12 protein-coding genes and 2 rRNA genes are annotated in these 11,940 nt (G+C 39.8%); 5 read left to right on the top strand and 9 right to left on the bottom strand.

All coding sequences use genetic code 11. From position 1 onward, the window contains the following. Positions 1-19: 19 nt before the first annotated feature. From VEB00_06810 to nadE, 5 genes are all read right to left on the bottom strand, one after another. Complete coding sequence (locus VEB00_06810) at positions 20-1,621, bottom strand: substrate-binding domain-containing protein (GenBank protein HYF82720.1); 1,602 nt, start codon at positions 1,619-1,621, stop codon at positions 20-22. 359 nt (positions 1,622-1,980) lie between these two features. Further along, positions 1,981-2,154 (bottom strand): hypothetical protein, encoded by a 174-nt coding sequence (locus tag VEB00_06805; GenBank protein ID HYF82719.1) that lies wholly within the window; start codon positions 2,152-2,154, stop codon positions 1,981-1,983. Between the two features lie 470 nt (positions 2,155-2,624). Next, complete coding sequence (locus VEB00_06800) at positions 2,625-3,491, bottom strand: DUF4349 domain-containing protein (protein HYF82718.1); 867 nt, start codon at positions 3,489-3,491, stop codon at positions 2,625-2,627. A 307-nt stretch (positions 3,492-3,798) separates the two neighbouring features. Continuing rightward, the gene (locus VEB00_06795) at positions 3,799-4,539 is read right to left on the bottom strand and encodes a YebC/PmpR family DNA-binding transcriptional regulator (GenBank protein ID HYF82717.1); all 741 of its coding nucleotides are present in this window, start codon (positions 4,537-4,539) and stop codon (positions 3,799-3,801) included. A gap of 74 nt (positions 4,540-4,613) precedes the next feature. After that, entirely contained in the window at positions 4,614-5,354 is a 741-nt protein-coding gene (nadE, locus tag VEB00_06790) for an NAD(+) synthase (GenBank protein HYF82716.1), read from the bottom strand. Between the two features lie 153 nt (positions 5,355-5,507). Here nadE and VEB00_06785 point away from each other — a divergent pair, with 153 nt between their 5' ends. From VEB00_06785 to VEB00_06775, 3 genes are read left to right on the top strand one after another with little or no spacing between them, the layout of a single operon-like run. After that, positions 5,508-5,963 (top strand): sulfite exporter TauE/SafE family protein, encoded by a 456-nt coding sequence (locus VEB00_06785; protein ID HYF82715.1) that lies wholly within the window; start codon positions 5,508-5,510, stop codon positions 5,961-5,963. Then, complete coding sequence (locus VEB00_06780; protein HYF82714.1) at positions 5,963-6,349, top strand: sulfite exporter TauE/SafE family protein; 387 nt, start codon at positions 5,963-5,965, stop codon at positions 6,347-6,349. The genes VEB00_06785 and VEB00_06780 overlap by 1 nt, the downstream gene beginning before the upstream one ends. Next, entirely contained in the window at positions 6,346-6,501 is a 156-nt protein-coding gene (locus tag VEB00_06775; GenBank protein HYF82713.1) for a hypothetical protein, read from the top strand. The genes VEB00_06780 and VEB00_06775 overlap by 4 nt, the downstream gene beginning before the upstream one ends. On the opposite strand, the gene VEB00_06770 is transcribed toward VEB00_06775, so the two are convergent. After that, a complete protein-coding gene (locus VEB00_06770; GenBank protein ID HYF82712.1) occupies positions 6,495-7,403 on the bottom strand; it encodes a DMT family transporter in 909 nt (302 codons plus the stop codon). The two genes, VEB00_06775 and VEB00_06770, sit on opposite strands and share 7 nt — an antisense overlap. Positions 7,404-7,436: 33 nt before the next feature. After that, positions 7,437-9,203, bottom strand: a complete 1,767-nt coding sequence (gene hflX / locus VEB00_06765; protein ID HYF82711.1) for a GTPase HflX — start codon at positions 9,201-9,203, stop codon at positions 7,437-7,439. 245 nt (positions 9,204-9,448) lie between these two features. Here hflX and hflK point away from each other — a divergent pair, with 245 nt between their 5' ends. Together hflK and VEB00_06755 are read left to right on the top strand one after the other, a co-directional pair. Further along, complete coding sequence (hflK, locus tag VEB00_06760) at positions 9,449-10,393, top strand: FtsH protease activity modulator HflK (GenBank protein ID HYF82710.1); 945 nt, start codon at positions 9,449-9,451, stop codon at positions 10,391-10,393. After that, a complete protein-coding gene (locus VEB00_06755; protein HYF82709.1) occupies positions 10,393-11,304 on the top strand; it encodes a protease modulator HflC in 912 nt (303 codons plus the stop codon). The genes hflK and VEB00_06755 overlap by 1 nt, the downstream gene beginning before the upstream one ends. Positions 11,305-11,555: 251 nt before the next feature. On the opposite strand, the gene rrf is transcribed toward VEB00_06755, so the two are convergent. Together rrf and VEB00_06745 are read right to left on the bottom strand one after the other, a co-directional pair. Next, positions 11,556-11,672, bottom strand: a 5S ribosomal RNA gene (gene rrf / locus VEB00_06750). 130 nt (positions 11,673-11,802) lie between these two features. Beyond that, positions 11,803-11,940: ribosomal RNA gene (locus tag VEB00_06745) — 23S ribosomal RNA — on the bottom strand; the annotation flags it as partial.

Genomic DNA, 11,940 nt, shown 5'->3' with positions numbered 1-11,940 from the left:
AGGTGTCAAATTCGGCATCTTACTTTATTGCAGGTACATAGCCGGTTTTTTCAATAAGGCTTTGGCCTTCCTCTGATAATATCCATTCTATAAGCTTGCTTACCTTTTCCTTAGTATTCGACTTTAAGGTCACTGCATATACAGGGACAGTAAAGGGGTATGTCCTGTTTCTCACCGTTTCAGTAGTGGGCTTTATTCCATTTACCCCAATATATTTTATCTGGTTGTTCCTAATCATCGAGGATGAATAGTACATAAAAGAGTAGCCTATGGAGTTCCTGGAATTTTTGTAGCTTGCAACCTCCTTGATAATACCACCCATGCCTTCTACCAAAGATTCCTTCGTAGGTCCCATCATCTGAAGATCCTTCATTACCTTGTTCTCCATCACTGTCTGGCTGCCGGAGTTCTCAGGCCGCTGATAGGGCAATACCTCCCTGTTTTGACCGCCTACTTTCTTCCAATTGGTTACCTTGCCTAAGTAAATATCCTGTATCTGCCCTATTGTCAAGCTTTCCACCGGATTTTTAACATTTGTGAAAAATACAAAGGCTTCATAGCCGATAGGAGTAAGTACAAATTCGTCACCCTTTGCCTTTATCAATTCATTTTGGAATTTTGACGGTTCAGCAACAAAAATTATATCTGTTTGTCCATCTATCAGTCTTTCATATGCCTTGTCGGTCTTTGAACATTTTATTTTATCAAAGGGAGGCTGGTTACTATCAACAAATGCAAGATATATATCCTTATCGTTATTATTCTTATTTGCATTATAATAATCACCCAGTCCCTTGTACACTGCTTCAACAAAAGCAGCATATACCGGATATGCAGCAGTTGCACCGTCAAGGCGTGGCATATCGTCAATCTCCTTAAACTGTAGAGAGGCTTCTTTGTCAAGCTTCGCTAAGCCGTTATCCTCCCTGAATGGAGCTATTTCCAACAGATCGTATTCTGTTAAGTCCTTCCCGACACTCGACTCGCCGTATATCATCTCAATTATTCCATTGTCTATTACATCTCTGTTGCTGTTTCCTGTAAATACAATTACAGCCAAGCATAAAGCCACTAATAATGCTTTAATATTTCTTGAAGCAGTATCCTTTATACCCGACTTGGCAACTTGCTCCTGAAGCAGAAACCCCAATGCAAAGCTTGTATAGGCCGTAAGCTCTGCTACAGGAATCAATTGATTCATGCCGGTAAAAGCAAGAAATATATCAAATATTAGAAACATGGGGTTTTTGAAAATATATACTCCCCACCAGCCTGAATTGTAGTCGCCTTTTGAAAATACAGCAGCAAGAAAGGCAAAAGTAAAAGCATAGATTATTGGTATCAGAGGAGCTATGTATCTTGCCTTTGAAGAGTCAGGCTTAGTTTTAGATTGTCTTGAGTATATGTAGCCCACCGCTCCACTTGCTAATAGTGTACAAAGTACTAAAGCCAATACGTGAGAAAGCTTCTGAACATCATTTCCAAGCCCTGCTTCTCTAATAGCATCAGACAACAGATTTGCTATAGGTGAATAAACAAAGCTCCCTACTGTGAGTAGTAATGGAAGCAGTATCATTTGCACAGCGATGACTCCAATTATATAGCTCTTGTTTGATTTCATGGAATTATATCCTTTCAAGCGTTCTTTCTATTGACTTGAGATAGCGTAGACTAATCTGAATATGCAATAGATATTTTTATTATAACTTAATTACCCATTATACGCCAACAAAAGCAACCTGCTATATGAACTTGTCATTCATATAGCAGGTTGTCTAATTTCCTCTATTCTTCTTCATCTGGAAGCTCGGCGTTGTGGTATACGTCCTGCACATCGCGCCGGAATAATCAAAATAATATGCTACCCTTATAATAGACAGTTGATATATTATAACTGTATCTAAAAAGATAGCATATTAAGACATTGGCTCTTTTTACTGTGCATTCATATATTTTGATTTTTTACCGTTTTTTACTACATCATGCCTTTTTAAAAATAAATTGGTTTATCATAATACCGCATCCAAGACCCACCGCTACTAAGAAAAAGGCTCCATAAGCGTCAATTTCAGAGCTAATAAATGGCACCGCAACATATGCTATAACCATTAAGAGAACTGGTAAGATGAGTTTCTTCTTATTAAATTTCTTCACATCTGTCACCTCCTTTCATTTAAGACATTTCTTATAATGAGTTTCGGACAACAAAAAAGACAACCATAATAAATGGCTGTCCACCCTGACAGTCTCGTCTCATATAAGAACATCATATCCTAAAGGACTTAGATGACTTACTCCGCTCATATCGCTTTCGCTGATAAGGCTTTGACCGAGCAATAATATGTTTCTTATGATTTTATAATACAATAGTGCTGATAAAGAGTCAACTGCTTTTTAGAATTGACCTCTGAAAAGATGCCGGGAACTGATTGTAAAATAAATTCTACCACTGGTTCTCAAAAGGGATCAGGTTCTGCTGCTTCTGTAAATACTGTACCAGCATAAAAATACACCTTCCTTTCGAATTTTTACATTTATAAAGGAAGGTGTACATTTTGTATGTCATCATTATCGTCGAGCATATCCACATCTATGTAATCTTTTGCTGAAATATACTCTCTAAATTATTGTTTTGGCTCTTGCTGACCTTTTTTATAGAAGCGACGAATGGGTTTACGAAAGACAAAGTAAGCAATTACTGCAAAGGGAGATATCGGCAATATAAATGCAATAAAGCTAAGGATGGCTGTAACAATACCTACTAGAAGATTTATCCCACTTTTTAATGCAAGTAACAATTTATATCCAAGACCGTCCTGACTAATAGAACCAATAGCAGCTTGACTCTTTTCAAAGCTTATTTGAACTTCGCTATAAGTTATTTGGCGATCAAGGTTGGTTATATACCCCTTTAAAGACTCAAGCTCATCAGTAAGACGTCGTATCTCTCTTTCAATTTCTAAAATCTCTGAGACCTTCCAGCCCGGTTTTTGCAATAGATTTCGCATCGTTACAATTTCAGTTTCCAGATTTTTAATTCGAATTTGAGTATCGAAATAGCTGTCTGTTACATCCTCTGTTTTGCGATTACTATTAGTTACTTTACCCAGGCTTCTAAGGCTTGTAGTAAATGTATCTACATGTCCTGCCGGAATCATAATCGTGAGTTGTCCTGATAATTCGTTTTGGTAAGACTCTCTTGTGTAGCCACCCACAGTTGCAGCCATTGCCTCAGCATCGAGAATGCTTTTTTCAATATTATCCACTCTCATCTGCATAAGCAGCTTAACTATGAGTTTGCGATTTGGCATCTGTGCAGATGTTGATGTCGGCGTAACGCCTGCTGTTTCCTTGTCTACTACTGTAAAGCCAGCTTCTGATGGTGCGGCAGGTGCAGATTCACTTGGGGCTTTGCTGCTGCAGCCAGTAAACATGATACTTGTGACTATAAGGATAATAAAAAGTATAGATCCTAAAGATCTTTTTTTCATGATATCACCTCACATATTTAATGATTGCCCTTCGGCGTGCAATTGTTTGATTTATAAGTTAGACGGATTATTCCAGATTTAGTTGCATGCTTATGGTATATTTTACATTATTTTCATTAATTTTTAAAGCGTTCTGACTAGTATTCCAAAATGTCTCGAATATTCAGGGATATCTCCTTCTGACTTTACCATATCCTTTATTGCAACTTGCTTTAATATAAAAAATACACCTCCTCATGAAATTTTACTTTCATAGGAAGGTGTACATGTCGTATGCCATGTCTGATTGTAATTCCCTTATCCGTTACTATTCCTCATCATCCTCAGGCAGTTCGGCGTTGTGGTAAACGTCCTGCACGTCGTCGTTGTCATCGAACATATCCATCATTTTGTTTATCTTTTTTATATCGTCTTCAGCCGTAACTGAGATGTAATTCTGCGGTACCATTGTTACTTCAGCGGAAGCCATTGGTATTCGAAGTTCTTCAAGCTTCTGTCTTACTTCTGAGAAGCTTTCTGCGGAAGTCAATATTTCAAAGGAATCCTCTTCTGCATTGAAGTCCTCTGCTCCTGCTTCAAGAGCTTGCATCATAAGCTCTTCCTCGTCTATCTTTCCGTCTTTCTCAACGATGATAATACCCTTCTTATCAAACATCCAGCTAACAGCTCCTGAAACTCCCATGCTGCCGCCGTTTTTGTCAAATATGTGCCTTACGTCTCCTGCTGTCCTGTTTCTATTCTCGGTAAGCGTGGAAACAATAACTGCCACTCCGCCTGGAGCATAGCCTTCGTAAACTATTTCTTCGTAGTTCACGCCTTCCATCTCTCCGGCGCCTTTCTTTATAGCTCTCTGTATAGTATCGCTGGGCATATTATTAGACTTTGCTTTTGCTACCGCATCCGCAAGCTTGTTATTAGTGCTTGGATCTGCACCATTTTTGGCAGCAATTGCGATTTCCTTACCTATCTTAGTAAATATCTTACCTCTAACGGCATCCACCTTGCCTTTTTTACGCTTAATATTGGCCCATTTTGAATGTCCGGACATATATGAATAACCTCCCCTAAACTTTATGAATAAAACCACGTATAATTTTATCACAAAGTCCTTTTATATGTAAACTACATATTTCCTTTTTCTGTCGGTACAAACTTTGGTACAGGCAATCTCTTGTGCTCACTTCTTTGATACATGCCATCCACTCTGCTCTTTATACGTTCTGACCCATTCCCCGTGAGTATGTAGTTGTCAAGCTCTTCATAGCTCATGCCCATCTCCTGCTCATCGGTCTGGTTCTCCCACAACCCTGCTGTCGGTGGCTTAGTAATTACAATTTCTGGAATACCCAGCTTATATGCCAGTTCCACTACCTCTTTTTTTACAAAACTCGTCAAGGGCATGAAGTCTACTCCACCATCTCCGTATTTTGTGAAATAGCCTATTGTAAGCTCGCTCCTGTTGCCTGTCCCTGCAACAATATAATTCCTTACTCCGGCATTATAATAAACAGTAATCATCCTGAGCCTTGCTTTAATGTTTGCCACTGCAAGTCTTGGGTCACCTTCCTGCACCCTTAGCAAAGCTTTCATTGCATCAAAAGCATCATTTAGTACCACCGTCTTAGTTTCCAGCTTCAATGCGTCAGCCACAAGATGCGCATGCTCCTCATCCACCGGGTTGCTGTAGCAGGGCATTATAACTCCCAGAGAGTCATCCGGAAAAGCTTTTTTACAAAGTGCTGCCACAACAGCAGAGTCTATTCCACCAGAAAGACCGAACACAACTCCTTTTGCGCCTGCCTCTTTCACAATACTTTTTATCCATTCCACCGCTTCGTCTATTACCTTATCAACATTTATCATAAGAAGACCTCCAAATTGAAAAATCTATGATTCAGCAGCTCTTGCCATTTTTCATTGCTGCCTTTATATATAATAGCATTCTTAAAATTTGATGTAAATAATCAATGTGTGTTGCAAAATAAATCCAAGTTGTGTTTTAAATTTACCTTGGGAATGTTTACATGCAATAATAAAACAGGTATTGCAAAGATTAATACTGAAAAGTCGTATTTTAAGCAGCAAAAGAATTCTAAAAATGGAGTAAATATGAATAAAAACCCAAGCATAGTAAAAACTGCATTGATTGGCCTGATAGTGGGTCTTGTAAATGGTGTTTTCGGCTCAGGCGGCGGAACTATTCTTGTTCCCTGCCTTGTATTTCTTATGGGCATCGAGGATCACAAAGCTCATGCAACTGCAATTTCCATAATACTTCCTTTATCCCTAATAAGCTCTTTTATATACTTCAGTTATGATGTAATAGATCTTAATCTTGCTCTGAAGGTTGCGATAGGCTCAGTAATGGGTGCATTGGTTGGTTCCTGCTTGCTGAATAAGGTTCCTGTAAATGCCCTTAGGAAAATATTCGGCATATTCATGATAATTGCCGCTATAAGGATGGTGTTCTAATGCTCACAATACTTATTGGCTTTGCATCTGGCATCATCAGCGGTATGGGCATAGGCGGAGGAACAATTTTGATTCCCGCTCTGGTCTTCATAATCGGCACAAAACAGCAAGTCGCCCAAAGCATTAACCTATTAGTGTTCATACCCTCAGCAATAGCTGCGCTATTTGTACATGCAAAAAAAAAGAACATCGAAAAGGGTCTGCTCATAAAACTGGCGGTAACTGGCTGCATAGGTGCAGTAATAGGCTCTCTGCTTGCTGTAAATCTTGACTCCAACCTTTTAAAAAAATCCTTCGGAGTATTCCTCCTAATTGTGGGGGTTTATGAAATAACATCGAAAAGCAAAGCAGCCAATACAAAAACCGGGAAGGAAGGGTTCAAATGAAAATCAGAAGACTGCTGGCAGCGTATGCCTTGGTAAGAGGCGTCACCAAATATCGTCAAAACAAACAAAATAGCCCTGCCGACAAAAATGAAAAGTGCGAGAACTATTTCAGATGTGATGACAATGAAAATGACGGGAGAGGAAACTATTGAGAATACGACTTGAAAAACCTCTCTAGTACTCCCTCATACTGTAATATTGCTATCGAGCACATTATAAGCAGTATCCCTGCAAGCTGTACAGGCCCCATCCTTTCACCCAGCACAAAAAATGACATCAGTATCGTTATTGGCAGCTCAGAGGTTGCCACTATGCTTGCTTTATCTGCCCCAACCCTGTTTATGCCTGAATAAAGGAATATGATGGGCAATATCCCAGAAACCAATGCAAGCTCGCATATATACAGCAGCAGCTCGGTAGTCATTACAAACTCAAACCTGAAAAAGCCAGGGCGAAGTATCAATGCCACCACTAGAATTGTGAATGTAGTATAAAAGGTTATGACCAGTGGTTCAAAATCTTTAAGCTTAATATCTGCATATATGTTAAAAAATGCATACGCAGCACTGGACAATATTCCGAAGCCTAACCCTGCAAGGGGTGTCTTTGTAATATCAATGTTGAACAGATTTATTACCATTATACTCCCAAAAAACGCAGACAGCAGAGCCAAATTACTGGTTATCGTTATCTTCCTGGTTTTAGTTGCCATAAAGTAAAGACATACAAGTACAGGATGAGTAAACAGCAGCATGGAAGCAATCCCTGCATTCATCCTCTGTAATGCCAGATAAAAAAGAATTGTTGTACCTGCGCTGCCTATCAAGCCCTGTATCAGTATAGTCTTTAGCCTGCTCCTATCAAGAAAAAGCTTTTTAATATCAACTACCGCAAAATAAGCAAGCATAAATACTACTGCTGCTGCATTCTGCAATATTAGCAAATCGAAAACGTTAATCCCGGTGTTCATTACCGTTTTGCCAATAACGGCTATTAATGCGAAAAAGAATGCCGCCAGCAAAACATAAATGTACCCGATTCTATTTTTATTCAAAGCTGTACCCCCTAAACGTTTTGCGCAAAACATCTAAATGATAAACTTGACTAATCTTCCGTAGCTGATTTCATCCACCTCAGCCTTTATATAAATTCCATCTTCCCTGTATTGCTCCTCTATTACTTCGTTAGCGCTGCCATATATGGTGGAAACCATACTGCCCTCAGCGTATGGTATCAAGAGCTCTATAGTCTTTGACTGCATACCTGAATATTTTTCAATAAGCGAAATCAGCTTAGGCAAACCCATTCTTTCTGCAGCAGAGATATGCACAGCATTCTCTACATCCTTGTACTCGGCTGCAGTAAATTTCCCAGGACATTTATCTATCTTATTAATTGCAATTATTGTATCCTTATCATCTGCGCCCAACTCTGCCAATACGTCCATAACCACCCTCACCTGAGTTTCATAGTCAGGGTTGCTGCCATCAACCACATGTATCAAAAGATCGGCATTCAGCACCTCTTCCAGCGTTGATTTGAAGGCTTCAACCAAATCATGGGGCAGCTTCCTTATAAAACCTACTGTATCTGTGATAAGGACCTCCTTGCCGTTACCGAGAGTTACCTTTCTGGTAGTAGGATCAAGGGTGGCAAAAAGCTGGTCCTTGGCATATATGTCAGCCTCTGCAAGATTATTAAGCAGCGTGGACTTTCCCGCATTAGTATAACCAACAAGGCATACCTGAAAAACCTTTCTGGATACCCTGCCTTCCCGCTGAAGGTCCCTATGCTTTTTAACATCCTTCAGGTCGTTCTCCAAATCGTTAAGTCTATCCCTTATTCTTCTTCTGTCTACCTCCAGCTTCTTTTCCCCTGGCCCTCTGCTGCCGATACCGCTGCCTGTCCTTGACATATGCTGCGCCATTCCTATTAATCGTGGCATCATATATTTAAGCTGCGCCAGCTCCACCTGAAGCTTACCTTCTCTAGACCTTGCCCTCTGAGCAAAAATATCAAGTATAAGCTGAGTCCTGTCTATCACTTTAAGCCCCAGAGCTTCTTCCAGATTCCTTAGCTGCGCTCCGGAAAGCTCCTCGTCAAAAACCACAAGGTTCGCATCCATTGCCTGACTGAGAAGCATAAGCTCTTTAAGCTTTCCTTTTCCTATGAAAAAAGCGGTATCCTTTTTTTCTCTACTCTGAACCATCCTGCCGACTTCATAGCCTCCTGCCGTTTTCAGCAGCTCTCTGAGCTCATCCAGAGCTTCCTCATCCTCTATGCCCACAAGCACTGCCCTCTCAGTGTCACTATCAACCTCTTTGCTTAATTTTCTTATATCCTTAAGGCTTGCTTCTGCTTCATTAATTATATCCAGAATATTAACCTTCATGAGCCGATCCTGACTATAAAGGCCCATAACAATTGTCTGAAGCTGCTTATCGCTGTCAGTTCCAAGAAAAGCCAGACTTGCATTAGTCATTTTCCCATCTGCTACTCCTACAGCAGCCATAATATCAAACTTCATCTTTTTTAACGCAGAGATATCTACGTCAGAAAGTCCTCCTACGCCGTTTGGATGCGTATGCACACACCTTATACCGCTTAAGCTTTCCTCTGACCTTCTGCTGCTAAAATCCTTCAAAGTGACAGTATTCTCGTCACCAATGCTTACATCAAGCACTCCACCCTTCCTGTCTATGTATACCGCAATCTCCTTGCCGGTTTCCTCCGTTACATAACAGATCTCTGCAATTATTTCCTCCGAAACCAGCTGATACTTTTCGACAGTTAAATCCTTAAGGTTCTCCAGCCGTTTCACTAATGATTTTTTTATTCCTTCTGTGTTGTCCATACTATCACCCCGTTTGCTTTCTTAAGCTGCCTTATCAAAATTCTTCATAAGATATTTTATCATATAATTACATACAATATAATCACTATGGGAGCATTTCAGAAAACTCTCAAATTAAAGCTGGATTCCCCTACTTCAGCAGCAATTGAAATTATTTGCTTTTTCTGAGATAATGATAGTTGAAGGTTAAATTTTCTGTCCATAATAAAGAAGGAATACTTTATAACATACAAAGGGGTGAAACCGTGAAACACGATGCAATATTGACAGAAGTATTCAGTTTATCAAGACTGATAACGTTATTTATAGCAATTATATTTGTTTTTTGTATTTTTACATCAGTTTATACTGTTAAAGATGGCGAGGTAGGAATTCTGCGTACTTTTGGCAGAATAACAGAGATAACACAGTCAGGCATACATTTCAAGCTTCCCTATCCTATACAGCAGGCTGGAGCTATTAATATCAATAAGGCAAATATTATAGAGATCGGCTTCAATAATATAAAGAAACAGAAGGATGATGACCTGCAGAAGGATTCTATACTTATAACAGGGGATGGCAATATACTTTGGGTTAACATGCTTGTAGAGTGGAAGTTAACAGACCCAAAGGCTTACCTTATCAATGCCAAAGCCCCGGATGAAATACTTGAGAATGCAATAATAGCTTCCCTTAGATCAGTTATTGGGAATTCAACTATTGACTCAGTTTTGGGCAACGGGAAAATCGATGCACAGATAAAAACAAAGGAGCAGCTAGAAAAGCTCATTGCAAAATACAACATAGGCATACAGGTATTAGATGTAAAAATCCAGGAAGCTCATCCACCTGCTCAGGTTCAGAAATCCTTTGATAGTGTTTCTGATGTAATAGGGCAAAGAAACACCCTCGTATCGAAAGCTGAAGAGTATAAGAATCAGAAGCTTGCTGCTGCTGCAAGTGAGGCTCAAAAAATGTCAAGGGAAGCTGAGGCATATTCAGAGGAAAAACTCAATAAAGCTAAAGCCGAAACAGCAAGATTCAATAGCCTCTATGAGCAATACAAGCTGAGTAAGGATGTCACCAAGACAAGACTTCTAATCGAAACCCTTGAGGAAGTGCTTCCAGGCAGCAATATTTACATAATGGATGATCGCAGTGGTGCTGTCAAATATATTCCCATAAAAGAACTTGGAGGTGAAGAATAATGAATACCTCCAATAACTTAGACCATAAAAATAAAAGCGTATTCTTAGATCTTCTGATGAAAAAGCTGCTTATAATATTCCTGCTGGTTCTTTTAACAGTTGTAGTTGTTGCAAGCATGTTAGTAGTGCAAGAGGACGAATTGGTTGTCATCACGCAATTCGGCAAGGTGGAGAGAATAATAAATGAGCCTGGACTGTATTTCAAGCTTCCACTTATGCAGAATACCAATTCATTTACCAAGAAGCTTTCAAATTACGAGGTCCAACCAATAAAAGCGTTTTCAAAGGATAAGAGGAATGTTGTTGTTACAAATTATGCAGTTTGGAAAATCACCGAGCCCCACAATTTCATCAGCAATGTCCAGACAATAGGAGGCGCCGAGGTTTTAATTGAAAGTGCAGTCTATTCTGCAGTAAGGCAAAAATACAGTGGGTTGTCCTATGATGAAATCATTAAAGGCACTGCTTCCGGCAAGGATTATAATGAGGAAATCACAGCGGAAGTCAGAAAACAGCTTCAAGGTAAAGGAATCGATATCGTGGATGTAAGGCTCAAAAGAACTGGGATTCCCACTGATGAAGAAGAGGCAGCCTACGCGAAAATAAAGGAAGACCGGGAAAGAATCGCAAAACAATACGTATCTACGACTGAAAATGAAGCTTCCGCAATAAAAGCAGAAGCTGATAAGGAAGCTAAAATAATCATATCGAAGTCCTATGCAGCCTCTGAAGAGATCAAAGGTCAAGCAGACGCAGAAGCAGCAAAGATATATGCGAAAAGCTACAACCAGGACCCTGAGTTCTATAAATTCACAAGAACTCTTGAATCTTATAAGAAGACATTAAAGGGTAACCCCACAATCATAATTCCAATAGATTCACCTTATACGAAATATCTGATTGGGAAATAAATAATAACTAAAAAGAAAAATACGATATGATTTCTCATATCGTATTTTTTATTTACCCGGCAGCGATCAAGTCTTTAACAAACTACCCGCAAGCACGACCCAGGCGGCGATCAAAGCTTTCTGCGTGAGCTGCCCATAAGCACAGCTGCGCAGAACAGCTTTCCTTAATATATCGCAATCGACGATGCGAAGCTTCGTCGCTAACGGGTAAAGCAAAAGAACAACAGTAAATACTGTTGTTCTTTTGCTTTACCCGGCGGCGATCTACTCTCCCAGGACCCTGCGGTCCAAGTACCATCGACACTGGAGAGCTTAACTTCTGTGTTCGGGATGGGAACAGGTGTGACCTCTCCGTCATTGCCACCAGATTACTGAATTGATTTTGCCAATTCATATTAAATTTTAAAAGGCAACTTCCAAATTGCGCGTACTGCTTACGCAATACCAACAATTGGTGTTGTACCTTCAAAACTACATAATTATCGTAAAGTTTGTTTTTAGATCAAGCCCTCGACCTATTAGTATCGGTCAGCTGAACACATTGCTGTGCTTACACCTCCGACCTATCAACCATGTAGTCTACATGGGGTCTTACCAGATTACTCTGTGGGAAATCTTATCTTGGAGTCGGTTTCG

The organism is Clostridia bacterium (assembly GCA_035628995.1).
GTDB lineage: Bacteria > Bacillota > Clostridia > Lutisporales > Lutisporaceae > BRH-c25.
This window is presented reverse-complemented; position numbering and strand designations above follow the sequence as displayed.

Excerpts from the sequence above, each read along its gene's own strand:
- VEB00_06810 (HYF82720.1), bottom strand. The coding sequence starts at position 1,621 with ATGAAATCAAACAAGAGCTATATAATTGGAGTCATCGCTGTGCAAATG.
- VEB00_06800 (HYF82718.1), bottom strand. The coding sequence starts at position 3,491 with ATGAAAAAAAGATCTTTAGGATCTATACTTTTTATTATCCTTATAGTC.
- VEB00_06795 (HYF82717.1), bottom strand. The coding sequence starts at position 4,539 with ATGTCCGGACATTCAAAATGGGCCAATATTAAGCGTAAAAAAGGCAAG.
- nadE (HYF82716.1), bottom strand. The coding sequence starts at position 5,354 with ATGATAAATGTTGATAAGGTAATAGACGAAGCGGTGGAATGGATAAAA.
- VEB00_06785 (HYF82715.1), top strand. The coding sequence starts at position 5,508 with ATGTTTACATGCAATAATAAAACAGGTATTGCAAAGATTAATACTGAA.
- VEB00_06780 (HYF82714.1), top strand. The coding sequence starts at position 5,963 with ATGCTCACAATACTTATTGGCTTTGCATCTGGCATCATCAGCGGTATG.
- VEB00_06775 (HYF82713.1), top strand. The coding sequence starts at position 6,346 with ATGAAAATCAGAAGACTGCTGGCAGCGTATGCCTTGGTAAGAGGCGTC.
- hflX (HYF82711.1), bottom strand. The coding sequence starts at position 9,203 with ATGGACAACACAGAAGGAATAAAAAAATCATTAGTGAAACGGCTGGAG.
- VEB00_06755 (HYF82709.1), top strand. The coding sequence starts at position 10,393 with ATGAATACCTCCAATAACTTAGACCATAAAAATAAAAGCGTATTCTTA.